The organism is Cobetia amphilecti (genome assembly GCF_032923285.1).
GTDB lineage: Bacteria > Pseudomonadota > Gammaproteobacteria > Pseudomonadales > Halomonadaceae > Cobetia > Cobetia amphilecti.
The window spans coordinates 2,463,163-2,489,687 of the sequence record NZ_CP136695.1; the positions used below are offsets into that span (position 1 = coordinate 2,463,163).

The following is a 26,525-nucleotide window of genomic DNA, read 5'->3' on the forward strand; positions in this document are numbered from 1 at the left end:
CACGATTTTCCACTTTTGATCTTGTCGACAACAAGAAGACAACGCTATGAGTTCACTGCAGGACGATGAGCGACAATTTGACTTGCAGCTTATGCACGACACCTTCAACACTCGACCGGCGCGCCTCAAATCAAGATGTTAGCGAGCCTCTTCTGGACAGCCATAGACAAATGACAGATATCTTCTTGAAAGCCATACAGAAAACTAGCTTCATCATGCCCCTTTCAACGCCTGCTCGCAAGACATCGCGCGATACGCAAAGCGCGCAAGTACCCTGAACTGGGGCTTCACGGAGTGTTGGGCACTCTCACTTGGCATCTGGACGGCAACACCGTAGCGTTGGCTAGATGACGTCGATGCCTGAAACGACATCTCATGGGTGTTGCGCTAGCCGCTATGCTCGAAACAGTGCCATCATCGCCCTTCGCAGCGCCACCGCATCACTCATGGATGACGTGACTCGATGATCAAGGATAGTGATCTCTCTCGACATGGGCCAGATACCGGCCCGCCCGATCTTCGCTCCCCGGACAGACAGCGTCCGTTCGGCAAACCCTTGCGCCTGTGGCTGGGGTTGACCGCACTCTCCTGTCTCTCGCTTGGCGGCCTGCTGGTATTTCAGGAATCGCAGAGTCGCGAACAGGACATTCTGCAGGCCCAGGCGACCCAGATGCTGGTCGCCAGGGAGCGGCGTCAACAGGCCAGCCTGATGGTGGAGCAGACACTGGGCATGATCGCCTCGCGACATCGCGATTACGAGCATCGTCTGCAACGTCTTCTCATCACCACCATGCGCTCACCGTCACTGGGCATCAGCCATCTGAGTGGTCGTGATCGCTCCTTCGTCAGCACCGAACTGTTGCGCCAGTTCCCGGACCTGCGCATCAACCCGGACTGGATCGACATCGTGCAGCTCCCCACCACGCTCCACCCTGACTGGTGGAATCAGGAGCTGAATCAGCGCCTCAACGCGGGCATGCGCAAGGCGCAATTCCTGCGCGGCACGGATGCCGGACTGGTGTTTGCCGTGCCTCTGGGGCAAGAGGAAGACAGCCCCGGCGCCGTGCGCCTTGATCGACGACAGCAGCCTGCCCCTTGGGCGCTGGTGCATATCGACCCGAAGATGGTGGCCTTTCTGGTCGCCAATGAGCTGAGACAATCTCTGCACGCGAGTATCGAGCGCGAGGAAAGCCGCTATGTCTGGATCAACGATATCCTGGACCCGGCCGGCGGTGAGGGCTATGCACGCCGCTTGATCCATCCTCTGCTGCCCGACACCGAAGGCAAGCTGCTGTCGACCGAGTACCAGGACAGCAGTGGCCGCTTCCCGTATCGCACCGAGCTCGAGGGTGTCTTGAACGGCAGTGGCATCTACTTCGATTACCGCTTCCCCAAGCGCCCGGGCGCCGAGCAGGTCGATAAGACCGCCTACGCCGCCCTGTATCCCCCCTTCCAGTGGATCATCGCCAGCGGCGTCTATCTCGATGACATCAGTGAAGCCGCCTTCAAGGCGCACGCAGACTTGATGAAGAAGAAGCACGCGTTGGAGCGTTGGCACTTCCTGATCACCCTGCTGGTGACCTTGATGCTCTGCCTGGCCTTTGGCTACGCCTTCCTGCGCCAATATCGTGAGCGACAGCTGCAGATGCGCCAGCGCATGAATCAGCTGGAGCATGAGCTTGAACAGCGCGGCGAAGACAGGCTCGGGTCGGTGATGCGCATGATCCGCGAGGAACGCTGCCCCGAGCGCTCGGGAGAAGACTGGCTGGCCGCCAATCTTGTCAGCGCCATCGCGACACGACTCGGGATGGACCGCCAGGAAATCGCCACGCTGGAACGCGTCGCCATGCTGCACGATATCGGCAAGCTGGCGCTGCCTGACTCACTGCTGCGACCACGCGATGAACTCCATTTCGATCAGTATCACTTGCTGCGTCGCCATGTCGAGATCGGGGCACGCATGATGGAAGACGCCCTGATGGCGCCCGCCGAAGCTGACCTGCTGCGTGCCAGCCAGCAGTTCATGCTCGGTGCCTGCAGCAGGTTGGCACCGCATGCAAACGGCAACGCTGATGCGCTCTCCCAGCCCGCGCAGTCCTCTACAACACCTCCTGCTGCGTCTCCGTCCGGGTCTCCTTCTGCGCCTTTTAATGCAGACATCCCACAGGCGGAGCAGGCTTCTACCGATATTGCTGCAACGTCGCTTGGCGAGACGTCCCTCGCTGCCAGCACTCTGGCGCTGGTCGTGCAGGTCATCGAGCTGGTGCGACACACCGGGGTCAGTGAGGCCCAGGCGCTGTGCGATATCGAACACCGTCATGGCCATCTACCGCCAGAGTTGCTGCAGGCGGCGCGGGAAGTACTGACGGAGCAACCGATACCGCCGGCGCCCACCCTGCATCGACTCTGCCCGCAGCAGGTAGAACGTGACCCGAACCGGTGGCGCGACAGCCACAGTGGCTGCTTCACCCGTGCGCTGCTGGATGCCGCTCTCGAAGCGCTGGCCCGCGAGTGTCAGGACGCCATGGGGCAGCACATCACGCTGTGCCATCTTCGCCTGAGCCGGAAGGGAGGCGCGCGACGCGATGCTGGCGACAGGCTACTTGCGCCACTCGATGCCCAGCTTGGCCCGCATCTGAATGCCTGCTTCTATCCGTTGCGTGTCTTCCGCGTCAATGAGGGCAACTTCATCGTGATGGGCCATCAATGTCGGGATATCTCGCCTGCGCAGAAAGCGACTCGCCACCCCGAAGGCAATGAACCACTGTTCGAGGCGCCAGCCAATGGCACTGCCTCGCCGCCCACCGCCGATTCCCTAGCATCGCTGCTGTCATCACTGGTGGACACCGCGACGCTGGAGATCACGCTGCTCGATCTCTCCTGTGCCCAGACTCTCAAGGAATGGCAATTGACCCTCAATGGCCACCTGGCTCGCTACCCGCCATCGGCTTGACCTGGTCATGGCGCTTTGCATGTGACCCGCCTTCCCAAGGCCACATGGCGTGACAGGGGCCAGACATCGCGTCTGGCCCCTGTCGTTCTGGCCGCACTCTTTGTTACTCCCCCCTTGTTACCCGCCTTCTTGTTAGCTGCGCCCTTGTTAGCTGTGTCGGGCGGGCTTCTCGCGCGACCAAAGTTGAAGTGTTTGCGTCTTGTTGAAATGTCCGACATTTATTAATGTGTGTTCAGACATTTATTCTGATGCTCGGAACCTCATGCGTCAGCGCCGCACTCGCAGGCGACGCGATGCAGTGACTCACCTGACCATCTCCTCACGACAGGCACCTCAATGACCGACTCTCTGGCGACAGCCGCGCTCGCCACTGACAGCGCCTCGGCGGACGACGCGACCCCGCGCAGCATGGAGGCCATCGCCACCTGCATGGCGCGGGAAATCCTCGCGGGCAGCTTCGGCCCCGGTGACAGCTTTCCGCGTGAACTGGACCTCTGCCAGCGCTTCGACGCCAGCCGCAACCGTGTTCGCAACGCCCTGGCTCAGCTGGTGAGCGCCGGGCTGCTGGAGCGCACCGCCGGGCGCGGCACCATCGTGCGCGAGATGAGCGAATGGCAGCTGCTGGACCCGCTGATGAGCCATTGGGTCAGCGGCCTCGACGGTATCAACCCGGACCTGATGCGCGAGATCTACGCCTTCCGCCTCTCCGTCGAGCCCTATGTCAGTGCGCTGGCCGCGATGAAGGCCAATGCCCAGGACCTCGCGCGCCTGGAGCGCGCCTTCGAAGGCATGGTCAATACCGCCAATGACAGCTCGCGCGAGGCGCATGCCGAGCACGATGTCGCCTTCCACGAAGCCATCTACCACGCCACGCACAATCTGGTATGGACACAGCTTGGCAGCCTGCTGCGCCCTTCCATCAGCCAACTGATCCACAGTACCCAGCAGTCCGCGCAGCAGCATGATCACAGCCATCATCGCGCCAGCCTCGATCGTCACCGCGCGGTGATGGAGGCCATTCGCCTGCGCCAGCCCGAGATGGCACGCACCTGTGCCGAGCGGGTACTGGAGACCGCAGCGCGCGATCTCGGCTTCTCACCGGACCACCCGCAGCTGGGACACCGCCGCTTCTGATGCTGATCGGGCGTCAGCTGATGACGACCGATTCCACCACCCGCTTCGCCTGGCGCTGAGCCTCGTTCAAACGCCCATTCTCAACAAGGATGCATCCGTGAAAATCACCCGACTCAAGACCTGGCAAGTTCCGCCGCGCTGGCTGTTCCTCAAGATCGAGACCGATGAAGACTGCTATGGCTGGGGCGAGCCGGTCATCGAGGGCCGCGCCGCGACGGTCGAGGCCGCCGTGCACGAGCTGTCCGATTATCTGGTCGGCCAGGACCCGCGCAATATCGAGCACCTGTGGAACGTGATGTACCGCGCGGGCTTCTACCGTGGCGGCCCGATCCTGATGTCTGCCATCGCCGGCATCGATCAGGCGCTGTGGGACCTCAAGGGCCGTGATCTGGGAGTGCCCGTGCACCAGCTGCTCGGCGGCCCGGTACGCGACAAGATGCGCATGTATGCCTGGACCGGTGGTGACCGCCCGTCAGATGTCGGCGCAGGCGCCAAGGCGCTGGTCGATCAGGGCTTCACCGCCTTCAAGATGAATGGCACGCCAGAGATGCAGATCGTCGATTCGCACAAGAAGATCGATGACGCCGTGGCACGTGTCGCCGAGGCCCGTGACGCGGTAGGTCCGGATGTCGGCATCGGCATCGACTTCCATGGTCGCGTGCATCGCCCGATGGCCAAGGCGTTGCTGCGTGAGCTGGAGCAGTTCCACCCGATGTTCATCGAGGAGCCGGTCGCGCCTGAGCACCTGCCGTCGCTCAAGCACATCGCCGAAGGCATCGCGACGCCCATCGCCACCGGCGAGCGCCTGCACACCCGCTTCCAGTTCCGTGATCTGCTGGCGGACGGCATGGTCGACATCATCCAGCCGGATCTCTCCCACTGTGGCGGCATCAGCGAAGGCCTGAAGATCGCCACCCTGGCCTCAGCCTACGATGTGGCGCTGGCCCCGCACTGCCCGCTCGGCCCGCTGACGCTGGCGGCCTCGCTGCAACTGGACGCGGTGTGTCACAACGCCTTCATCCAGGAACAGAGCATGGGAATCCACTACAACAAGGACAACGACGTACTGGATTACCTGGTCGACAAGGATGCGCTGGCGATCAAGGACGGCTTCTGCGCCATTCCGCAGGGCCCGGGGCTGGGCGTCGAGATCGACGAAGCCTTCGTCGAGGAGCGTGCCAAGGTCGGCCATCGCTGGCGCAACCCGCTGTGGACCCACGAAGACGGCTCCGTCGCCGAGTGGTAATGCCGAGCAAGCCGCAACGCACACACTGACAACACAGACGCCATGCCAGGACAGGTCTTCCGCCGAAGGCCTGTCACGCTCAAGGAAGGATTCGACATGACTCGTACCGCATCATCCGAACGCCCCGCCTTCGCCGACTTTCGCTACCCGGACCTCGAAGGCGCCAGCGTCTTCATCACCGGCGGTGGCTCCGGCATCGGCGCCGCACTGACCGAAGGCTTCCTCGCCCAGGGCGCCAAGGTCGCCTTCGTCGGCCTGTCCGATGCCAGCGAATTCTGTGACGCCATGGAAGCTCGCTACGCCAATCGTCCGCTGTTCATCCCCTGCAACATCCAGGATATCGAGGCGCTGCAGGCCGCCGTCGCTCAGGCGCGTGAGGCCCACGGCCTGATCAACGTGCTGGTCAACAACGCCGCGCGTGATACCCGTCATACGCTGGATGAGTGGACGGTGGAACAGTGGGATGAATCCATCGCCACCAACCTGCGCCCGCAATTCTTCACCGCCCAGGCCGTCGCCCCCGACATGCGCGCGCTGGGTGGCGGCGCCATCATCAATCTGTCCTCCAACAGCTACATGCTGGGACTGGGCGGCTACCCGACCTATGTCACCGCCAAGGCCGGCATCATGGGCATGACCAAGGCACTGGCGCGCGAGCTGGGCCCGAACGCCATTCGCGTCAACTGCCTGATTCCGGGCTGGGTGATGACGGAGCGTCAGCGCGAGCTGTGGGTCAACGACAAGGACTTGAACGAGTGCATTGATCAGCAGTGCCTGAAAGAGGCCATTCCAGTCGAGGACATGATCAATCCGTGTCTGTTCCTGGCCTCCAGCGCCTCGCGCATGATGACCGGCCAGCCGATGGTGGTAGACGGAGGCCGAGTGTGAGCGCCGTCAGCGTCACGCCGGCCTGGATCGCCGTCGACTGGGGCTCCAGCAATCTGCGCGCCTGGGCCGTCAATGGCGACGATGCAGTCATCGCTCAGGCCAGCAGTGCCCGCGGCATGCTGGGACTGGCGGCCGATGAGTTCGAGGATGTGCTGCGCGTGCTGATCAATGACTGGCTGCCCGACGATGCGACCTCTCCCATGCCGGTGCTGATCTGTGGCATGGCCGGCGCGCGTCAGGGCTGGCAGGAGGCGGCTTACCTGCCGCTGCCCACGGACAAGACGCCTTCCCCTGATGTGCTGGGGGCACTCTCCGAGCAGCTGACCCATGTCGCGACCCGCGACAGCCGCCTTGCCGTCGCCATCGTGCCGGGCCTCTGCCAGCAGCAGCCGACCTACGATGTCATGCGTGGCGAGGAGACCCAGCTGGCGGGCCTGGTCGCCGCCCAGCCCGACTACAGCGGTGCGGTGTGTCTGCCCGGCACCCACGCCAAGTGGGCACATCTCGCCAGTGGCGCCATCACCGGCTTCAGCACCTTCATGAGCGGCGAGCTCTACAAGCTGCTCAGTCAGGATTCGGTGCTCAAGCACTCAGTCGCCGCGGGAGATCTCAGCGACGCCGCCCAGCGCGATGCCTATCTGGAGGGCATCGACACGGCGCTTGCCGCCCCGGAGCGCACCACCGCGCAACTGTTCGGCATTCGTGCCCGCGATCTGCTCGATACGGCTCTGCCTGAGGGTGATGCTCGCAAGGCGGTACTCGGCTCACGCCTGTCAGGCCTGGTGCTGGGGCTTGAGCTGGCGGGAGCCACTGCGGAGCTTTCGGATCACGCCACCATCACCCTGATCGGCGACGCCGTGCTGTGCCAGCGCTATCAGGTCGCGCTGGCACATCTGGGCTATCAGGTCACCACCGCAGCCAACGCCGACATGATTCTGGCGGGGCTCGGACGCATTCAGCGTGCACGATCATCCGCGCAGGCATCGTCATCGGCCCGTGCGTCGTCATCGGATCGCGCCTCTGTGAGCCATTGATTCAGCATTGCTGGCATTGCCAGTCAGTGAGCCACGTCATTCCTCACTTCACACAGCCCTTATTCAAAGAGCTCCTCTTCAAACAGCTCCTCTTCAAACAGCCCCATTTCTGGAGATCGCCATGAGCCTGCCTCTGGTCGCCATACTGCGCGGTGTGACACCGCAAGACATCCTCGCCATCGCCGACGAGATCATCGCCGCCGGCATCACCCGCATCGAAGTCCCGCTCAACTCCCCTCAGCCGCTGGAAAGCATCGCCGCGCTGGTCGAGCACTGCGAGCGCGCGCATGGCGGCAAGATCCTGATCGGCGCCGGCACCGTGCTGACCCCGCAGCAGGTGCGCGATGTGCACGCTGCGGGCGGCCGTCTGATCGTCTCACCCAATGCCGATGTCGATGTCATCCGCGAAAGTCGCCGGCTGGAGATGGTCTCGCTGCCCGGCATCGTCACGCCGACAGAAGCCTTCGCCGCCCTCGCTGCCGGCGCCTCGGGCCTCAAGCTGTTCCCGGCGACTCAGGTCGGCATCGTCAACATGAAGGCCATGCTGGCCGTGCTGCCCAAGGACACCGAGCTTTATGCCGTCGGCGGCATCGGCAGTGACAACTTCGCAGAATGGCGCGCGGCGGGTGTCCACGGCGCTGGCCTCGGCACGGCCATCTACACGCCCGGCCTGAGCGCCGCCGAGGTGGGCGAACGGGCCCGCACGCTGGTCGCAGCATGGCAGGCGGCCGACTGAACAGCGTAAAGAGCCCACGGATATCGCAAAGGAGCAGCAGATGACGTCATCACCATGCCTTGGCACTGCCAGGCGCCTCGTCGCCAGTGGCTGCGAGCTGGGCGAAGGGCCGGGCTGGACGCCCGCGACGAACACCCTGCCTGCGCGAGTGCGCTGGCTGAACATACTCGCCGGCGAGCTGCATCACGCCGCCGCTGACGGCAGTGATCACGTCATCACTCAGCTTGCGCGCCGCACCTCCTACGCAGCCGTTACCCAAGACGGCGATTACCTGCTGGTCGCGCAGGGAATGCTGTCGCGCTTCACCCCCGAGACCGGCGCCGTGGAGGACATCATGCCCTTCGAGGCGGACACGACGCCGGCCACGCGCAGCAATGACGCGCGGGTCGATCGTCACGGCAGTCTGTGGCTGTCGAGCATGGGCTGCAACGCCGAGACCGGTGCTGGCAGCCTCTATCGGCTGCATCGCGGTGAACTGACCCGCGTGCTCGAGGGGCTTACCATTCCCAATGCGCTGTGCTTCTCGCCGGATGGCCGCTTCGCCTATTTCACCGACACCGTCACCGGTCAGGTGATGCGCTGGCAGCTGGACGCCGATGGCTGGCCACTCACCTCGGCAGGTGAATACAACGCCCCTGAGGTCTGGGCCGATCTGCGGGATGCCGGTGGTGGCCCGGATGGCGCCGTGATCGATGCCGATGGCCATATGTGGATCGCGCTCTGGGGAGCCGGCCGCGTGGCAAGGCTGGACCACGGCGGCAAGGAAATCGCCCATGTGGCGCTGCCGGTCAGCCAGCCTTCGTGCCCGCTGTTCGGTGGCGAGGAGCTGAGCACGCTGTATATCACCACGGCACATGAAGGCATGACCGCGCCGGATCATGCGGCGGGTGACGGTGACCTCTTCGCGCTGGACCTGTCAGCACACGGCTTCAAGGGACTGGCAGAGCCACCGCTGGTGCTGGGCTGACACTGCCATTCCGTCTCTGATCTTTCTTCATTTCTGGACCTCTCATGATGACCGCAGACGCCCCATCTTCCCGACCGTCGGCTGCGCCCGATGCGACCTGGTCAAGCGATCAGCAGTGGTTGAGCCTGAGTGCCGATGGCATCCAGCTGCAGCTGGATCTCGCCGATGGCCTGCTCAAGCTGGCCCATTTCGGGCGTATCGCGCCCATCAATCCGGCTCAGCACCGCCTGATGAGCGCTGCCGCCACGCCCCAGGCGAGCCTGGATCAGCTGCCGCCCAACACCCTGTTCAATGATGCCGGTCTCGGCTTTGCCGGCTATCCGGCACTGATCGGTGATCGCGAAGGCCGCGACTGGCTGACGGCGATGCGCCTGAGCGATGTAGCCTGCTCGACGGATGCCACCGGCGCCCACGCCCGCCTGACGCTTCGCGACAGCCTGAGTGAGCTGGAAGTGCTGCTCGCGCTGACCCTCACCCGCGAGGGCGTATTGCGTCAGCAGACGACCCTGAGCAATCAGTCATCAGCGCCCTACCGGCTCGTATGGCTGGCGGCCGCCTGCCTGCCGCTGCCGGTCCGCTTCGAGGAATGCCTGAGTTTCGGTGGCCGCTGGGTGCAGGAATTCACCGAGACGCGTCATCGTCTCAGCGAAGGCACCTTCACGCTCGAGAACCGTCGCGGGCGCAGTTCGCATCAACGCGTGCCGACGCTGATCACCGGCACGCCAGGCTTCAGCGAGCAACGTGGCGAACTCATCACCGCGCATCTGGCGTGGAGTGGCAACCATCGCGCCCTGATCGAGCGTCAATTCGATGGCAGCACCCAATTGCAGATGGGCGCCCTGCTGCTACCCGGTGAGCAGATGCTGGCCGCCGGCGACAGCGTGACCACTCCGGAAGTGGTGATGGCCTGGTCGGATACGGGCATCAATGGCGCCAGCCAGCGCATGCATCGCACCCTGCGCGCGCGCCTTGACTGGCCGGTGGCAGACAAGCCGCGCCCGGTACACGTCAACACCTGGGAAGCGCTCTACTTCGATCACGATTCGACGCGTCTCGAGGAGTTGGTCGTTGCCGCCGGTGAAGTGGGTGCCGAGCGTTTCGTGCTCGATGATGGCTGGTTCGTCGGCCGGGATGGCGAGCGCGCCGCCCTGGGCGACTGGTATCTGGATACTGGCAAGTACCCGCAGGGGCTGGGGCCGCTGATCGAGTCCGTACACGCGCACGGCATGGAATTCGGCCTGTGGGTCGAGCCCGAGATGGTCAATCCGGACAGTGAACTCTTCCGCACCCATCCGGACTGGATTCTCGGGCTGGAGGGGCGTGAACAGCCGCTGGGACGTTATCAATGCGTGCTGGACCTGACCCGCCGCGAGGTCTGTGACTACCTGTTTGCGCGCCTCGATGCGCTGCTCAGTGAGTACCCGATCAAGTATCTGAAATGGGACATGAATCGCGACCTGACCCACGCGGGAGGCCAGTCGGAGCAAGGTCGCGGCAAGCCTGCCGCGCATGCTCAGGTCAGCGCGCTCTACTCGCTGCTGGCCCGCCTGCGAAAGGCGCATCCCGGCGTCGAGATCGAGAGCTGTGCCTCGGGTGGCGCGCGCACCGATCACGGCATTCTGCGACACACCCATCGCGTCTGGACGTCTGACTGCAACGACCCCCACGAGCGCACGCATATCCAGCGTGGGGCCAGTCGCGTACTGCCGCCGGAGCTTCTGGGCGCCCATATCGGGCCGCAACACGCCCACACCACCTCGCGGCGCACGACGCTCGCCTTCCGCGCCTCCACGGCACTGTTCGGTCATCTGGGGCTGGAGCTGGATGTCAGCCAGCTCGATCAGGCGGAGCGCAGTGAGCTGCGCGGCTGGATAGCGCGCTACAAGTCGCTGCGTGGTCTGCTGCACAACGGTGTCAGCTGGCGTCTGGATTGCCTGGATGACAATCAGCATGCCCATGGCGTGGTCAGTCAGGATGGCCAGCATGCCCTTTTCAGCATCAGCCAGCTGGCCATGCCACGTCACGCCGTGCCCGCCGCCCAGCCGCTGACCGGCCTGCAAGCCGACACGGCCTACCGGCTCGAGCTGCTGGAACTGCCGGAGCACCCGGAGCGACGCATGAAGCAGCTGCCCGCCTGGATCAGCCGACAACAGGCCGGCGAGCCGGTCGTCGTCTCCGGTGAGTACCTGATGCGTGAAGGCCTTATCCTGCCGGTGCTGGACCCTGACCAGGCGATCCTGATTCACCTTCAGGCGGTGGCGGCATGACCCGTGCCGCGCAGGCCGTGATGGCCTGCGCCGCGCTCGCTCCCCATTTTCAGCTTCAAGGATGAACCCCATGCAGCTCGGTGTCTGTTACTACCCGGAACACTGGCCACGTGATCGCTGGCCACAGGATGCTCGCGACATGATGGAAGCCGGCATTCGTGTCGTGCGTATCGGTGAATTCGCCTGGAGTCGCCTGGAACCCAGCGCGGGCGATCTGCGCTTCGAGTGGCTGGATGAGGCCGTCGAGGTCCTGGCGGCGGCCGGTCTCAAGATCGTGATGGGCACGCCCACGGCGACACCGCCGAAATGGCTGGTGGACGCCCACCCGGAGATTCTGGCTGTCGATGAGAATGGCGACACGCGTGGCTATGGCTCGCGCCGTCATTACTGCTTCTCTTCGCCGTCGTTTCGTACCTTGAGTGAGCGCATCGTGCGCCTGATGGGCGAGCGCTATGCGCACCATCCCGCGATCATCGCCTGGCAGACCGACAACGAGTACGGCTGTCATGACACCATCCTCAGTTACTCCGCGGCCGCCCGTGCCCGCTTCCCCACATGGCTCGAAGCACGCTATGGCACGGTCGAGGCGCTCAATCAGGCCTGGGGCACGGTGTTCTGGAGCATGGAAGTCAGCGAGTTCTCCCAGGTCGAGGCGCCCGTCGGCACCGTGACCGAACCGCATCCGGCCATCGTGCTCGATTATCGACGCTTCTGCTCCGACATGGTGGTCGAATACAACCGCCTGCAGGTCGACACCCTACGTGCCGCGGGTGTCAGCGGCGATATCGTGCACAACTTCATGGGCCTGTTCACCGAATTCGATCACTTCGATGTCGCCCGTGATCTGGATATCGCCAGCTGGGACAGCTACCCGCTGGGCTTTCTGGAGCGCGGTGCCCACGACGATGCCACCAAGGCCCATTATCGCCAGCAAGGTCATCCGGACTTTGCCGGCTTTCATCACGACCTCTACCGCGCCATGTGCAAGGGCCGCTGGTGGGTGATGGAGCAGCAGCCCGGCCCGGTCAACTGGGCGATCAGCAACGCCGCGCCCCTGCCCGGCATGGTGCGACTGTGGAGCCACGAAGCCTTCGCGCATGGCGCAGAGGTCGTCTCCTACTTCCGCTGGCGTCAGGCGCCCTTCGCCCAGGAGCAGATGCACGCTGGACTGCTGCGCCCGGACGGCTCGCCCGCCTCGGCCTGGCCAGAGCTTTTGCAGGTGCGCGATGAGCTGGCGACACTCGCGGAACATGACACGACGCCTGCCCAGCAGGCGCCCGTCGCCCTGATGTTCGATTACGCCTCCATCTGGGCCTGTCAGATCCAGCCTCATGCCGAGAACTTCAACCCGCTCGAGCTGTACCTGAGCTGGTACAGCGCGCTGCGGCGGCTCGGGCTTGATGTCGATATCGTCTCACCGCGCGATGCGCTCAGTGGCTATTCGTTGATCGTGCTGCCCTGCCAGGTGATCGCTGATGAGGCACTGGCGGCGCGTCTTTGCGCGGCGCGCGATTCAGGCAGTCGCGTGGTGATCGGCGCACGCTCCGGCTCGCGCACGCCGGAGTTTCAGATACCCGCGCAGCTGGCGCCCGGCGCACTCAGCGAGCTGACGGGCGTCACGGTCGATCGAGTCGATGGCCTGCGCCCAGGCGCCGAGCCAGCCGTCACGCTGAGCAACGGTGCACGCGGTCACGCTCTGCGCTGGCGCGACCTGCTCGATCATCAGCGCACCCGCGCACAGGTGGTAACGCGCTTCGAGGATGGCGAACCCGCCATCCTGCATCAGCGCGCTGTCAGCTATCTGACCGCCTGGTTGAGTGAAGACACTCTGGTGGCGATTCTGCAGGCGGAGTGTCAGGCCTGCGGCATCACCACCCATGCGCTGCCCGACGGCGTGCGTCTGCGGCGGCGCGGGCCGCTCTGCTTCGCCTTCAACTATGCGCCTGAGCCGCGCTGGCTGCCCGAAGGCCTCGTCAATGACAGCGGGCTGCTGGCCGGTAGCCGGGTGCTGGCACCCGCTGACGTCTGTATCTGGTTCAGTGACGAAAAGCGCCTCTGAGTGCGGCGGCGCCTGCCCACTCATTCAACGCGAAAATCGACTTTGCTTGAAAGCAGGACATCTCTCGGATTTCGCGACCGGCAGACTGTTCGATCACTTGTCGCGGCGCCTTCGGGCGCCGCTTTTTTTTGAACAACTATTCTGGGCATCCATGTCACCTGCCCAGGCTGCATGAGTGATTACAACAGCGTGCTGACACAACTCCCCTGCTTACCGTATGACTGAGGTTGCCATATTGTCGGAATAAAGCAGACATATGATAACGGTATATTGTTCAATGTAAAACGACCTCTCTTTTCGCTGCGCAAGGCCAGATGGAGTTTGCCCTTGAGGGCTCGCTGACCGCACAGCGCTGCCACTTAAGGCGCATTGTTCTCATGTCAGACAATCTCTAGTGTGCTGGATGTCTCTGTATATAAGCCAATAAATAGCAAAAACAACAGGCCACGCACCTGTAAACAGGACAACCGTCGTCAATGGCAGACGACCCACGACTACGATAACGCCAACTACGAGATACCCCCATGAGTATTCTTGCCATTCTGATATCGCTCGGGCTGCTGATGTTCCTGGCCTACCGCGGTATCACCGTTCTCTTGCTTGCCCCTCTGATGGCCGCCCTCGCCGTCGTCCTGTCAGGAGATGCAGCCGCCCTCCTGCCCAGCTACACCGTGACCTTCATGAGTCAGCTGGGCGGCTATCTGGCCAAATTCTTCCCGCTGTTCATCCTCGGCGCCCTGTTCGGCCAACTGATGGCCGATTCCGGGGCCGCGCATGCCATCTCCGAAGGCCTGGTCAAACGCCTGGGGACACGCCATGTGATCCTGACCGTGGTTCTGGCCTGTGCACTGCTCACCTATGGGGGCGTCTCGCTGTTCGTGGTCGCCTTCGCCGTCTACCCGATTGGCGCCCAGCTCTTCCAGCGCACCGGCACGCCCAAGCGACTGCTGCCCGCGGCCATCGCTCTCGGCTCCTTTACCTTCACCATGACGGCACTCCCCGGCACACCTGCCATCCAGAACGCCATCCCGATCCCCTACTTCCAGACCAACAGCTTTGCAGCGCCGGGCCTGGGTATCATCGCAGGCCTGATCATGCTGGGGCTGGGTACCTGGTGGCTGAAGGGACGTGCCAGCAAGGCTCAGGAACAGGGGGAAGGCTACGGTGTCCACAAAGATGAAGCGCTTGAAGAATCCCCGGCACCCGCCGCACAGATGGGCATGATCACGGCGCTGATTCCGCTGGTGATGGTCATCGGCCTGAATGCCCTGCTGACCTATCTCGTCTTCCCGCGCATCGATTTCTCCTACCTGAGCGAGGCCTTCCCGGAGCTTGACCCGGCGGGCGCCACCGGCATGTGGTCGATCCTGATCGCGCTGGCCTTCGCGTCCACCTGGCTGGTCATTTCACGCTGGAAGCAGTGGGCCGACCTGAAGACCACCGTCAACAATGGCTGCTTCGGCGCCATGCTGCCGGTCTTCAATACCGCCTCAGAGGTGGGATATGGCGCGGTGATCGCCAGCCTGGCCGGCTTCGCGATGGTCAAGGAGGCAGTGCTCGGCCTGTATCCGGCCAATCCGCTGATCTCGGAAGCGGTGGCAGTCAACGTGCTGGCCGGCATCACCGGCTCGTCATCCGGCGGCATGAGCATTGCGCTGTCGACTCTGGGCGAGACCTACCGCGAGATGGCCGTCAATGCCGGCATCGACCTGGAGCTGATGCACCGCGTGGCGGCGCTGGCGGCGGGCAGCATGGACACCTTGCCGCACTCCGGCGCGGTCATCACCCTGCTGGCGATCTGCAAGCTGACTCATCGCCAGTCCTACGGCCAGATGTTCATGATGACGGTCGCCTTCCCGATGCTGGCCCTGATTGCCGTCGTGACCCTGGGCAGCCTGGTCGGCAGCTTCTGACCTGTGACAGCTTCTTAACAGCGGGCAGGTTCTAGACCGTGGGCAGTTTCTGGCCATGAGTGGAACAAAATAGCGCCAAACCAATGACAATAAGGCCACCCGAATGGGTGGCTTTATTGTTGAATATCACGCTGGCCAGCACATGCTGACACCTCAATAGACGTGGTGAGCCCGCTTCGGGTCCAGCGTCTCATGGCGTGCCCGCGTCTTGATCCAGAGCGTCAGGTCATCGCGGTCGGCGCCGGGATTCTCGGCGACCCACTCGACGATACGCGAGGCAATGAATTCGGCATGAAACTCGTCGTCGAACTGCAGCAGCATGAGGTCCTCGCCCGCTTGGGAGATGCGCAACAATACCTCGCTTGCCGGCAATACATAGAGATTCAACTCATGCAGATATTGCGTCGTGAAGGTCACGCGCCGAAAACGCTCGGGAACATTGCGCCCACTGTTGCTGATATCGTTCATGAAAGCCATGGCTCTCTCCTACAGTAAGGCGCTAATACATTTCGCTCATTTTTGAGCTGACCTTCTTATCATAGCGCAGAAGATATGCTGCGGGCCGGTTTATAAGAACATTTTGTTGGAATCTGCAAGTGACTCTCATTAACGCAATATCAGCTGCGTTGTTGGCGCAGGGCATCACTTTGCAAGGTTAGCTGAACTCGCGTCAGCCAGCCCGCCAGCAGCGCCTGCTTATGCCGACTCATGGTGCGATGTTGCTCGATCACTTCGCATAATCGGTCGCCGGCCGCGCGCATCCTGGTGGGACTCTCTCCTCGGGCACAGCGCTGATAATCATCCGCCAGCGCATGGATCAATTCGCGCAAGGCGTGCTGTACCGGGCGTGGCACATCGTTGCCCAATTCCCGCCGCACGAAGCCTATTCCGCGTCCGATATCCATCCCTGTCAGCCCCAGCGTCAGTAGCGGCATGCCGAGCACTTGCTGCTGCGCATCATCGAGCTGACCACTTGCATTCTCGCCACTACGACGCGCTTCCTGTTCACGACTGCGAGACTGTTCATGCCTGGCGAGACGCAGCAGCCTGTCGCCCATGCGCCCGCCGAACCAGCTGTCCAGGCGCTCGGTGGAGCGTTCCGCCAGCTCACGAATATCACTCGCCGTGGCGCGAATCAGCTGGCGCTTGTCCCAGCCGGCCCCCGGCACGGGAATCAGGCGGAAACCGATGATGGTCACGATGAGACCGATCCCGGCCGCCAGACTCCGGTTGAGGGTATAGGCGACATCGAAGGTCATCCCGTTGTCCGGCATCACCAGCAGAATATTGAACACCACGAAGGGCAAGGCGATCCCCGCCAGCGCCGGCACGACAGAGCCCATCAGGCCAAGGAACAGAGGGATACTGAAGATGATCACGAAGGGCACGAAGTGCTGGGCGTGACTGAGCATGACATTGCCGAACAGCAATACGCTCGGCACCGCCAGCAGCAGGCCCTTGAGCACCATCGGAATGATCGGTGCCGGATCACCGCGACTGACGAAGATGCCCGAGAACAGCGTGCCCAGCAGCATGGCCACCGCGCCGTTGTCCCACGCCGTCGCAAGCCAGAAGATCGCCGTGGCACTGAAGATGGCCATCGCGCGCAGCGCATCGATGGCGGCACGTCCGTGATCGCGGTGCCAGCTCATGCTCGGCTGACGCAGCTGATGACGGCCGGGATGATTGATGACCTCGCGTGCCTGCAGGATGACCAGCGCATGCCCCAGCACCTCACGCAGACTGAACAGCAACCTGGCTTCCAGCGCGGTGATGCTTCGCTGACCGCGCGACAGGCGCAGACATTCCCCGCGCAGCTCCTTGAGCGTCTTGCGCGCCTGGGCCGTGCCCTGATTGTCGGCCATGCTCTGAAAGGCCGCGCCCAGGCGTTGCATCAGGTCCTGCGTCGGCTGACTGAAACGTTCGGCTTCCTGTCTCTGGGTCTGGGTCTGGTTCAGCTCACCCGTCGGTGCCATCGCCTCACCGTCATCGCCTTGTGAAGGCACAAAGAACTCGGGATGACGCAGCTGGTGCAGGGCCTTGAGGGTCGCGTAGAGACGCATGCTTCGCCGCGTCAGCAGGTGTACGCCGCGAATGCGCCCCTTGCCCTGGGGGCCTTCATAACGCGCCGAGTGGGCATCGATCTCGAGATTGTTGAGCGCATCCAGCCCGGTCATCATCTGCTCGAGCATCGCCATGCGTTCGCGTTGCTGATCTTGTGAATGAGCTTGTGACTGACCGGCAGTGTCTTGGCTCCCAGCCCTGTCCGCCTCGAGCGGCATCGAAAAGGCCAGCGCCATATAACGGAAGGTGGCATTCACCGCCGTATCCGCCAGCTGGCCGAGATGATCACGTACACGAATCGGCCAGACCAGCGCACTCACGACGACAGCACACAGCGCGCCCAGACTCAGCTCGCTGAGACGTGCCAGCGCCACCGAGAAGAAGTCATCCGGTGCCGAGGACGTCAGCACCACGATGATCATGCAGGCCACCGCCGCCATCACACAGCCATAGGACAGGTTGTTGTGCGTCAGCGAGGCGCCATAGATGCATAGCCCGATCCACAGCGTGACCGAGCCCAGCGCCAGTTCCGGCACCTGGGCAAAGCAGCCCATGATCACCACGGCCACACAGGTACCGACGAAGGTACCCGTGACCTGACAGATGCCCTTCTCGACCACCATGCCCGACATCGGGCGTGTCTGCAGAAACGCCGCCGAGATCAGCGCCCAATAGGGTCTATCGAGATCGAAGAAGAAGGCGGCGTAGAGGGCCAGCGCCATCGCCAGCACACCCTTGGTGGCGAACTTGAGCGCGAACGGCGAAGGCCTGAGGAAGGCGGCCAGAGCGGGAGACATGGATCAGTGCTTCCCATCTTCGTCTTGGACGGCCTTAGCTGTCTCGACCGATTCCGCCTCGACAGGTGCCGCCTTGGCCTGCGTCGCCTCATCATTGCCATCTTCCGCAGTGATCAGCCTGACACTCGCCGTCATGCCTGCGGCAAGATTGACACCTGAGGCACGTACCGCCTCGATATCATCGAATTCCACCCGCACCGGAATGCGCTGCGCCAGACGCACCCAACTGAAGGTGGCGCTGACCTGAGGCAACTGCTGGGCATTGGTCGCGGTATTGTCATCGGCGATGCCTTGGCCTATCCCCACGACTCGCCCCTTGAAGTCTTCATTGCCGCTCATCAGCGTGATCTGGACCGGATCGCCCGGACGCACATGCTGCAACTTGGTCTCCTGGAAGTAGGCGCTCAGGTAGAAGGAGTCATCCTTGATCAGCGCCATCACCGCCGTGCCTGCCGTGACGTAATTGCCCTGACTGAGGTGCATGTTGAGGATGCTACCGTCGGCGGGTGCCACCAGACGCGTACGATCGAGATCCAGCTGCGCGGATTGCACCGCGGCTTCGGCCTGTTGTACATCAGCGCGGGCGACCTCGGCCTCCAGGCGCGCACTGTCGCGCTCTTCCTCGCTGATGGCACGATTGGTCAAGCGACCACGACGATTGGATTCATGCTCCTTGAGGCTCAGGGTCGCCTTGGCACTGGCGAGACTGGCCTCGGCCTTGGCGAGCGCCGCCTCATAGCGCGCACGATCGACCTGAAGGATGACATCCCCCTCCTTGACCCGCGTGGTATCCGCCACGTTCAGCTCACGCACCCAGCCGGAGACATCCGGGCTCAGCGTGATCACCTCGGCGCGCACCCGGGCATCCCGCGTCCAGGGGCTGTACATGTAGGTATTCCACAGCCACACCGCACACCAGGCTGCAGCCGCCACCAGACATAGTGTAATGATCCATTTGACGGCTTTCTGTCGCAGGTTGCGCATGCGGTTTCCTTGGGGATAGAGGGGCTGGAGGAAATGGGTGCCACGAAAGGATTCGCGGGGAAATCAGGATGACGAATGGCGAGACGCTGGGGCAATGACGTACGTCACGTCACGAGGGCCACCACCGCCGCCAGACAGATGACAAACAGCGAGATATCGAACCAGGCCTCGAACCAGAGCTCGTGATTGGCCAGCAGACGATGCAGCAGCGTGCGTATGAGCCCCGCCGCCAGCAAGGCGACCAGTGCATAGACCAGCATCGGGCTGATCAGGAATTCCCCGACCACCATTTCATGCAGCGCATTGAAGCCAGACGTAACATCATTGCCTGCGGCGATTTCCTTCATCGAGATGTCCTTGACTTGCGTTGTGCGAGAGCTGGCTTGCGTATGCGATAGCTGAATAGCGACTGCCATGCGTGCAATCAGCGTTCAACGATGGTGGCTGCCTGGCGTGCATTCAAGACCCGCGGGTGAACTGTTCCACTGCGCGAATCTTGAGGGCAGCGTCATCGCCGAGAATATATGCAGGCTAACATTTTTCGCCGCCGTGCACCGTTGCGTGAGAAGAATCACCCCATTCCTTGCACAGCGCGCGACCAGAATTCGCTCTCCATTTGGCTGCGCGCTAACCGGGACAACCAGCCTGGACACCGGGCATCCAGGTGGTAGCAGCTGCCAAGGTGGCCTGAAACGCAAAACGGCTTACCCATAAGGCAAGCCGTTTCATTTCGCACAGTGAAGACCACAAGTGATGATCGTGAGGGTCGACTACACCGCGTAGCCGAGCACGCGTGGCAGCCACAAGGCGAGCTCAGGGAACAGCATCACCACCGCCAGCGCCGCCAGCATCGCCACCACGAAGACCATCGCCCACCCGACCGTCTTCTCGAGTCGAACCCCGGCCACGCTACTGGTCACCATCAGATTGACCGCGACTGGCGGGGTGAACTGCCCGATCGCGATATTCATCGCCAGCAGGATACCGAACCACACCGGATGCCAGCCGAAGTGTTGCATCACCGGAATCAGCACCGGCATCAGGATCAGGTAGATGGAGACCGCATCCAGCAGCATCCCGGCGATCAGCACCGCCACCATCACCAGAATCAGCAGCGTCGTTCCGCTATCCGACAGCGTGATCAGCCATTCGGCGAGATGTCGGAAGGTACCCAGCATGGTGCCCGCCCAGGCGAATATGCCCGCCAGCGCGATGATCAGCATCACCACACCGGAGATGACGGCCGCCTCTCTGAGCAGCTCCCACACCTGAGAGAGCTTTAGCTCACGGGTGATGAAGAGCCCGACACACAGCCCATAGGCGGCCGCGACCACCGCCGCTTCCGTGGGCGTGAAGAGGCCAGAGCGCAGCCCGCCGAGGATGATCACTGGCGCCAGCAGGGCCGGGATCGCCGATCTGAACGCCGGCCCCAGCGCGATACGCTCGACCTGAGTCGGGTCTTCCCAGCGATAGCGACGCGAGAGGAACCAGGCCGGCAGCAGCAAGGCCACGCCGACCAGCAACCCCGGAATCAAGCCCGCAGCAAACAGTGCGCGTAGGTCCACCCCGGGCACCACGATGGAGTAAAGAATCAGCGCGATGGACGGCGGGATCAGGATCGCCGTGGAGGCCGAGGCCGCAATCAGCGTCGCCGAGAACGCCTTGGGATAGCCCGCCCGCGTCATGCTAGGGATCATCACCATCGCCACCGCGGCGGCATCCGCCGGGCCGGAACCACTCATGCCGCCCATGATCAGACACACCAGCACCGCCACCAACGCGAGACCGCCATGCCGTGGGCCGATCAGCGCCTGGGCGAAGCGCACCAGCCGCGCCGCCACTCCGGCACGCTCGAACACCAGGCCGGTCAGGATGAACAGCGGAATGGCGATCAGCGGATACTTGGCGATGCTGTTGTAGGTGTTGGTGCCGAGGGTAGCCAGCATGCTGACCGGCAGCCCCGCGACGATACCCACCGCCCCCGAGAGCCCCAGCGCGAAGGCCACCGGCACGCCGAGAATCAACAGGGCAGCAAAGCTTGCGAGCAACCAGAGATCAGGACTCATGATCAGACTCCTTGTGCTCCGGCGACGCATTCTGTGCGGGCCCCTGCCCAGGCCCTTGCGCAAGACGCTCGACACACTGCTGCAGCTGACGCCAGGCCATCGCCAGTGCCAATATCGGCAGCCAGATCACGTACCACCAGTTGGGCAGGCCCAGTCCCGGCGACAGCGAGTCCCACTGATACTCCTCCAGCGCGAAGGTACCCCCGAACCACACCACCAGCCCCAGCACGACCAGCACCGCCAGGGTCTGCACTATCACGACCAGTCGCCAGAGCGGCAACGGCAGCACGTCTTCCAGCAATGCGATACGAATATGTGCCTGACGGCGAATCGCCACCGAGGCGCCCGCCAGCGTCAGCAACACCAGCAGGAAGACCGAGAATTCCTCGGTGAAGGCAAAGGAGGCATCAGTGGCGTAACGCACCACCACGTTGGCCAGACTGATGATGCCGATCAGGCCCAGCGCCAACGCCGCCAGCCAGGATTCCGGCCGCACGCGTGGCGGTGGCCTGTCCACGGGGGCAGGCGCTGCGCTGGTGCCGGTTTGATGTGAGGCTTGTTGATAGGTTTGTTGCGACTTTTGCGACATGACACGCGATCCACACGAACGCCGAGGCTGTCAGGCCCCGGCGTGGTTCTTCACTCAATAACGCGCACAGACCGCATTATTCCCGATGTCATCTGCTCAGTGAGCAGCGGCGATGGTGGCCCTGGCCGACTCAGCGCGAGGCCTCGACCTCGGCACGTGCCGTCTCGACCAGCGCCTCACCAATCTTGGGTGTCCAGCTGGCGTAGACCGACTGGGTGGCGTCACGGAAGGTCTGCATCGCATCCTCATCGAGCTTGACGACATTCACGCCGCGCGCCTCGATGTCCGCCAACCGCTGGGCATTGCCCTCACGACTCATGGCGATCTCCCAGGCACCCGCTTCCCTGGCAGTCTCGGTGAGCAGAGTGCGCTCCTGTTCACTGAGCGACTTCCACACGCGCTGGTTGGCGGCGAAGATCAGTGGGTCCGCCATGTAGTGCCATAGCGTCAGGTGGGTCTGACCGACCTGATCGATGCGCGCGACATCGAACACCGACAGCGGGTTCTCCTGTCCATCCACCGCGCCGGTAGTCAGTGCCGGCTTGGCATCCGCCCAGCTCATCTGGGTCGGGTTGGCGCCCAGCGCCGTGAAGGTGTCCTGGAACAGCGGCGAGCCCACCACACGAATCTTCAGGCCCTTCAGGTCATCCGGCGAGGTGATCGATTTCGAGGAATTGGACACCTCACGGAAGCCGTTCTCGCCCCACGCCAGCGGCTTGATGCCCTTGGACTCGATGGCGGCGAAGACCTGCTTGCCGGACTCGCCCTGGGTCAGCGCATCGATGGCGGCGTGGTCCGGCATCAGGAACGGCAGCGAGAACAGATTGAGCTCCGGCACCTGGGGCGACCAGTTGATGGTCGAGCCCACCGCGAGATCGATCAGCCCCTGACGCATGGCCGAGAACTCCTTGGTCTGGTCTCCCGCCACCAGCTGGGCATTCGGATAGACACGCAGAGTGAGCTCGCCACCGGAGCGCTCCTCTACCAGCTCCGCCCACTTCTCGGCCGCCTGTCCCCACGGGAAGGCATCCGACAGCACGGTGGAGACGGACAGCTCACGCGCCTCGGCATCACTGGCCATCAGCGGTGACAGCAGAGCCAGGCCAAGCACGCCCGCCATCAGGGCAGAGCGCCCCGTGGCAGCGACACGCGGACGGGCGGTATGGCTTTGAGAAAGAGCTGGAGAATGATCCGAAGAGCGGTGACGCAGGTGACGACAGGCGGGGCCAGCGTTGGCGTTTGCAGCGGTCAGGGTCATGAATAACCTCTTGATTATGATGTTGTTGAGTGTGTCCAGAGGCAGATTCGCATCTACTTTGGTCGCTGACCATTCGACCATGCGACAGATCGGCGCTTTTTCGACGCTCACATGCTGTCTTGCTGCATTACCCGTCACTGTATATGCATCCACCTCTCGGGTTTTCCGAGACCTCTTGGGTACGAAACGCTCGACCATGTGGTGTCATCAGCGTGTATTGCCAAGGAGTGTGCCCACCGACTCAAGAGTGCCAACACTCGCGCAGGCCCCGCCAGCAGGGAGTTTGACGATATTGCCCTTTGCAGGATGCCGTGCTCTTACAGCGCCAGCGTGTCCCGAGTCCGTGTCGGGTCATGATTTCATTAGGAACTGTATGTTCATCCACCCCATTACATCCTTGAGACAAATTTCACGATATGTCGCCTTTCAACCACGCAATGGCGTACCACGGGTCGCAGACTCCGGATTCGGTCGGTAGACTGAGCGCCGTTCCCGCAAGGACCGACCACGACTGACCAACATCACGCACGCAAGTGTCGTACCTGACATCTCGTCGGCACCGCTCCCACGGTCCCGACCCTGACCGATGAGGCCCCCTTCCATGCCGAACCCCCAGCAGGAAGCCATACCCACTCCCACCTTCGAGACCGAGCCGCTCGACACCTCGCGTAAACGACTGCAGCCGACCAGCAGTCTCGGCGCAGCGGTCGTTCTGTGGTCGCTGCTGCTGGGAATGGGGATGCTGATGCTGGCCAACGGACTGCAGGGCAGTCTGTTGGGGATTCGCGCCTCCTCGGAAGGCTTCAGCAACACCATGACGGGCATCATCATGTCGGCGTACTTCGCCGGCTTCCTGCTCGGCTCGACACTTGCGCCACGCAAGCTGCGCCGGGTCGGCCATGTGCGCACCTTCGCGGCGCTGGCCTCCATCACCTCGGTGTGCATCCTGATCCACGCACTCTATGTGGTGCCCGAGGTGTGGATCGCCATGCGCTTCATCACCGGCTTCGCCTTCGCCGGCCTCTACGTGGTCGCGGAGAGCTGGCTCAACAGCCAGGCGACCAACCAGATGCGTGGCCGTCTGCTGGCCATCTACATGGTGATCACCTATCTGGGCATGGGCGGCGGCCAGTTGCTGCTCAACGTCGCCAACCCGGACACCTATCTGCTGTTCATTCTGGTGTCGGTGATCATGTCGTTGGCGCTGGTGCCGATGCTGCTGTCCGCCTCACCACAACCGGAAGGCGCGCAGCCGGAGGCGATGGGGATCGTTCGTCTGCTGCGCCTTGCACCGCTGGGCACCCTGGGCGGCTTCGCCACCGGTATCGCCAACGGCACCGTCTTCGGCATGGGCGCGGTGTACGCCGACCGCGCCGGCCTGCCAGTACAGGAAGTCTCCTGGTTCATGGGCGCCTTCATTCTGGGTGCCGCCCTGCTGCAATGGCCGCTGGGCAAGCTCTCCGACAAGCTGTCGGCCAAGAAGGTGATTCTGGGCTGCAGTCTCGGGGCGATCGCGCTGTCCATCGGTGGCGTGCCGTTCAGTGGTGGCAGCATGCTAACCATGGCGCTGATGGGTGCAGGCCTCGGCGGGTTGATCCTGACCCAGTACTCGCTGTTCCTGGCGGCGGCCAACAACCTGCTGACCACGCCACAGATCATCTCCGCCAGCGGCACGCTGGTGCTGATGCATGGCGCGGGCGCGATTCTGGGCCCGCTCACCGCGGGTCTACTGATGGAGCGCTTCGGGGCCGTCGGCTTCCTCTATACCCTGACCGCCATTCACGTGCTGATCGTGATTCTGGCCGCCAGTGTCACCAGCAAGCCGCGCCAGGAACTGGATGCCGAAGAAGGCGATCACCCCGGCCACTATGTGGTGGCGCCCTCCACCACCAGTCCGCTGAGTGCCGCCTGGGTCGAGGAGGCCATCACCGAGCCGGAAACCGGTCAGCTGGAATTCGACTTCGATGCCGAACCTGAGCCGGAACCGAGCGAGGAAGAACTCGCTGCCCAGCAACAGGAAGCCGCCGCTGAATCAGAGGAAGGGGTCGTTCAGCAGGTCGACAATGAGGAAGGCGTGATGAACGACCGCGTCACCGGCATGGAAGACGACTGGCATCTGGATGGCCATATCGATGAGCAGGCCCAGCACCTCAGCGAAGAGGAGCGCCGCGTCAAATCGGAGCCGGAGCGTGAGAGCTACTGATCACGTCTGACGACATGCTCGAGTGATAGACAAGAACACCGCCTCTCAGGGCGGTGTTCTTGTTTTGGGCGGGCGAAACTGAGACAGGAGAAACTGAGACAGCAGAAAGAAGGCAGGCGTAACAGCAAGACGGTTCAGCGAGAGGATAAAGTTCGGGGAAACGAAGAAGGCTCACAACGATAGAGACTCAGGATAGAGGCTCAGCGACGACGCTTGCCCGCACGTGCCACCAGATGCGGTGCCAGCACACCCTGCAGACGGCGCACGGCCTGGGAATGCAGCTGCGAGACACGCGATTCGGTGACATCGAGTACCGCGCCGATCTCCTTGAGGTTGAGCTTCTCCTGATAATAAAGCGCCATCAACAGCTTCTCGCGCTCGGGCAGCCACGCGATGGCCTCATTCAAGGCCCGCCGCGTATCGGCCTCTTCCAGCGCATCATGCGGCAAGGCAAACGGCGTGGCGAAAGGCGTCGCTTCAGGCGAGGCATAACCACCCGCCAGCCCGCCTTCCTCGTCCATCATCTCGTCCAGCGACATCACCATGCCGTTGTTGGTGTCCAGCAGCAGCCGTCGATAGTCCTCTAGCTCAAGCCCCATGGCAGCGGCGATCTGGGTCTCCTCGGGGGGATAGCCCAGACTCTGCTCCAACTGCTGGATCACGCTCTCAAGCTCGCGCCCGGCCCGGCGCACACTGCGCGGCAACCAGTCACGCGAGCGCAGCTCATCGAGCATCGCACCACGGATACGCTGACTGGCATAGGTGGCAAAGCTGGCACCGTGACCCTGCTCATAGCGGCCTACGCATTCACACAGCCCCAACATGCCGGCCTGAATCAGATCCTCGAGATCGACACTCGCTGGCAAGCGCACCTGCAACTGCAGCGCGATCCGGCGCACCAGCGGCTGATACTCGGTGTAGATATCCTGCTGGGCCATGCGCCCATTGGCGGTATACATCGGCGTCCTGGTCCTCGCTTGCATCCCTCGGGGTCGTTTGACTCAGGGTCGTGCCCCCATCCTCGGGACTCCTGTTCCCAGCGTATTGTCGCGCCCCCGCCACAAACCATTCGCTCGAATAGCTACCCTCAGCGACGGCTTTCCTGCCTTACGTCGCATCTCCGCCTCGGGGAGGCGGAGATGAAGACACAAAGGAAGAGACAGTGAGTGAGCGCGAGACACGCACAACGCCCACCAGCCGGTCAACAGAATGTCGCGAGGGTGAAGCGAGAGTGGAGCGAGGATGTCACGAGGAGCGCCCGTATGAAGAGCACATGAGGAAAGCCAGAGGGACAGCGGGAACGAGAAAGGTCAAAAGGCCGCAAAAAATTTCTAAAGTTCTGTCGCGCCGCGACGATAACTGAAGCA

19 protein-coding genes are annotated in these 26,525 nt (G+C 63.1%); 11 read left to right on the top strand and 8 right to left on the bottom strand.

What is annotated here, in order from left to right; all coding sequences use genetic code 11:
• Positions 1-463 precede the first annotated feature (463 nt).
• The 10 genes from R1T44_RS10525 (at position 464) to R1T44_RS10570 (ending at position 15,197) form a co-directional block, all read left to right on the top strand.
• Positions 464-2,953 (top strand): cache domain-containing protein, encoded by a 2,490-nt coding sequence (locus R1T44_RS10525; RefSeq protein WP_317291963.1) that lies wholly within the window; start codon positions 464-466, stop codon positions 2,951-2,953.
• A 336-nt stretch (positions 2,954-3,289) separates the two neighbouring features.
• Positions 3,290-4,087, top strand: coding sequence for a FadR/GntR family transcriptional regulator (locus tag R1T44_RS10530; RefSeq protein ID WP_225996562.1), 798 nt, complete (start codon positions 3,290-3,292; stop codon positions 4,085-4,087).
• A gap of 97 nt (positions 4,088-4,184) precedes the next feature.
• A complete protein-coding gene (gene dgoD / locus R1T44_RS10535; RefSeq protein WP_317291964.1) occupies positions 4,185-5,333 on the top strand; it encodes a galactonate dehydratase in 1,149 nt (382 codons plus the stop codon).
• A 96-nt stretch (positions 5,334-5,429) separates the two neighbouring features.
• Positions 5,430-6,221 (top strand): SDR family NAD(P)-dependent oxidoreductase, encoded by a 792-nt coding sequence (locus tag R1T44_RS10540; protein ID WP_317291965.1) that lies wholly within the window; start codon positions 5,430-5,432, stop codon positions 6,219-6,221.
• The gene (locus R1T44_RS10545; protein WP_317291966.1) at positions 6,218-7,255 is read left to right on the top strand and encodes a 2-dehydro-3-deoxygalactonokinase; all 1,038 of its coding nucleotides are present in this window, start codon (positions 6,218-6,220) and stop codon (positions 7,253-7,255) included. Before R1T44_RS10540 ends, R1T44_RS10545 begins: the two co-directional genes overlap by 4 nt.
• A gap of 121 nt (positions 7,256-7,376) precedes the next feature.
• Entirely contained in the window at positions 7,377-7,991 is a 615-nt protein-coding gene (locus tag R1T44_RS10550; RefSeq protein ID WP_317291967.1) for a 2-dehydro-3-deoxy-6-phosphogalactonate aldolase, read from the top strand.
• Positions 7,992-8,031: 40 nt separating this feature from the next.
• The gene (locus R1T44_RS10555; RefSeq protein WP_317291968.1) at positions 8,032-8,958 is read left to right on the top strand and encodes an SMP-30/gluconolactonase/LRE family protein; all 927 of its coding nucleotides are present in this window, start codon (positions 8,032-8,034) and stop codon (positions 8,956-8,958) included.
• Positions 8,959-9,002: 44 nt separating this feature from the next.
• Complete coding sequence (locus R1T44_RS10560; RefSeq protein ID WP_317291969.1) at positions 9,003-11,225, top strand: alpha-galactosidase; 2,223 nt, start codon at positions 9,003-9,005, stop codon at positions 11,223-11,225.
• Between the two features lie 70 nt (positions 11,226-11,295).
• Entirely contained in the window at positions 11,296-13,284 is a 1,989-nt protein-coding gene (locus tag R1T44_RS10565) for a beta-galactosidase (RefSeq protein WP_317291970.1), read from the top strand.
• 524 nt (positions 13,285-13,808) lie between these two features.
• Positions 13,809-15,197, top strand: coding sequence for a GntP family permease (locus R1T44_RS10570; protein ID WP_317291971.1), 1,389 nt, complete (start codon positions 13,809-13,811; stop codon positions 15,195-15,197).
• Between the two features lie 153 nt (positions 15,198-15,350).
• Here R1T44_RS10570 and R1T44_RS10575 read toward each other — a convergent pair whose 3' ends face one another.
• From R1T44_RS10575 to R1T44_RS10605, 7 genes are all read right to left on the bottom strand, one after another.
• Positions 15,351-15,674, bottom strand: a complete 324-nt coding sequence (locus R1T44_RS10575) for a hypothetical protein (protein WP_054556636.1) — start codon at positions 15,672-15,674, stop codon at positions 15,351-15,353.
• A gap of 140 nt (positions 15,675-15,814) precedes the next feature.
• Entirely contained in the window at positions 15,815-18,058 is a 2,244-nt protein-coding gene (locus tag R1T44_RS10580; protein WP_317291972.1) for an FUSC family protein, read from the bottom strand.
• A 3-nt stretch (positions 18,059-18,061) separates the two neighbouring features.
• Complete coding sequence (locus tag R1T44_RS10585) at positions 18,062-19,042, bottom strand: efflux RND transporter periplasmic adaptor subunit (protein WP_317291973.1); 981 nt, start codon at positions 19,040-19,042, stop codon at positions 18,062-18,064.
• 104 nt (positions 19,043-19,146) lie between these two features.
• Positions 19,147-19,389, bottom strand: coding sequence for a DUF1656 domain-containing protein (locus R1T44_RS10590; protein ID WP_054556634.1), 243 nt, complete (start codon positions 19,387-19,389; stop codon positions 19,147-19,149).
• 423 nt (positions 19,390-19,812) lie between these two features.
• On the bottom strand, positions 19,813-21,108 hold the full coding sequence (locus tag R1T44_RS10595) for a TRAP transporter large permease (protein WP_131432069.1): 1,296 nt from the start codon (positions 21,106-21,108) through the stop codon (positions 19,813-19,815).
• Positions 21,098-21,604, bottom strand: coding sequence for a TRAP transporter small permease (locus R1T44_RS10600; protein WP_317291974.1), 507 nt, complete (start codon positions 21,602-21,604; stop codon positions 21,098-21,100). Before R1T44_RS10600 ends, R1T44_RS10595 begins: the two co-directional genes overlap by 11 nt.
• 223 nt (positions 21,605-21,827) lie before the next feature.
• The gene (locus R1T44_RS10605; RefSeq protein WP_317292934.1) at positions 21,828-22,817 is read right to left on the bottom strand and encodes a DctP family TRAP transporter solute-binding subunit; all 990 of its coding nucleotides are present in this window, start codon (positions 22,815-22,817) and stop codon (positions 21,828-21,830) included.
• A 739-nt stretch (positions 22,818-23,556) separates the two neighbouring features.
• On the opposite strand from R1T44_RS10605, the gene R1T44_RS10610 reads away from it, so the two are divergent.
• Positions 23,557-25,158 (top strand): MFS transporter, encoded by a 1,602-nt coding sequence (locus R1T44_RS10610; RefSeq protein WP_317291975.1) that lies wholly within the window; start codon positions 23,557-23,559, stop codon positions 25,156-25,158.
• A 200-nt stretch (positions 25,159-25,358) separates the two neighbouring features.
• On the opposite strand, the gene R1T44_RS10615 is transcribed toward R1T44_RS10610, so the two are convergent.
• Positions 25,359-26,117 (bottom strand): RNA polymerase sigma factor FliA, encoded by a 759-nt coding sequence (locus R1T44_RS10615; protein ID WP_317291976.1) that lies wholly within the window; start codon positions 26,115-26,117, stop codon positions 25,359-25,361.
• Positions 26,118-26,525 lie beyond the last annotated feature (408 nt).

Bases quoted from the DNA above. Each gene is read 5' to 3' on its own strand.
- R1T44_RS10570 (WP_317291971.1), top strand. From the start codon at position 13,809: ATGAGTATTCTTGCCATTCTGATATCGCTCGGGCTGCTGATGTTCCTG.
- R1T44_RS10555 (WP_317291968.1), top strand. From the start codon at position 8,032: ATGACGTCATCACCATGCCTTGGCACTGCCAGGCGCCTCGTCGCCAGT.
- R1T44_RS10525 (WP_317291963.1), top strand. From the start codon at position 464: ATGATCAAGGATAGTGATCTCTCTCGACATGGGCCAGATACCGGCCCG.
- R1T44_RS10530 (WP_225996562.1), top strand. From the start codon at position 3,290: ATGACCGACTCTCTGGCGACAGCCGCGCTCGCCACTGACAGCGCCTCG.
- R1T44_RS10605 (WP_317292934.1), bottom strand. From the start codon at position 22,817: ATGGCGGGCGTGCTTGGCCTGGCTCTGCTGTCACCGCTGATGGCCAGT.
- R1T44_RS10565 (WP_317291970.1), top strand. From the start codon at position 11,296: ATGCAGCTCGGTGTCTGTTACTACCCGGAACACTGGCCACGTGATCGC.
- R1T44_RS10610 (WP_317291975.1), top strand. From the start codon at position 23,557: ATGCCGAACCCCCAGCAGGAAGCCATACCCACTCCCACCTTCGAGACC.
- R1T44_RS10560 (WP_317291969.1), top strand. From the start codon at position 9,003: ATGATGACCGCAGACGCCCCATCTTCCCGACCGTCGGCTGCGCCCGAT.
- R1T44_RS10540 (WP_317291965.1), top strand. From the start codon at position 5,430: ATGACTCGTACCGCATCATCCGAACGCCCCGCCTTCGCCGACTTTCGC.
- R1T44_RS10580 (WP_317291972.1), bottom strand. From the start codon at position 18,058: ATGTCTCCCGCTCTGGCCGCCTTCCTCAGGCCTTCGCCGTTCGCGCTC.
- R1T44_RS10595 (WP_131432069.1), bottom strand. From the start codon at position 21,108: ATGAGTCCTGATCTCTGGTTGCTCGCAAGCTTTGCTGCCCTGTTGATT.
- R1T44_RS10550 (WP_317291967.1), top strand. From the start codon at position 7,377: ATGAGCCTGCCTCTGGTCGCCATACTGCGCGGTGTGACACCGCAAGAC.
- R1T44_RS10615 (WP_317291976.1), bottom strand. From the start codon at position 26,117: ATGTATACCGCCAATGGGCGCATGGCCCAGCAGGATATCTACACCGAG.
- R1T44_RS10585 (WP_317291973.1), bottom strand. From the start codon at position 19,042: ATGCGCAACCTGCGACAGAAAGCCGTCAAATGGATCATTACACTATGT.
- R1T44_RS10590 (WP_054556634.1), bottom strand. From the start codon at position 19,389: ATGAAGGAAATCGCCGCAGGCAATGATGTTACGTCTGGCTTCAATGCG.
- R1T44_RS10575 (WP_054556636.1), bottom strand. From the start codon at position 15,674: ATGGCTTTCATGAACGATATCAGCAACAGTGGGCGCAATGTTCCCGAG.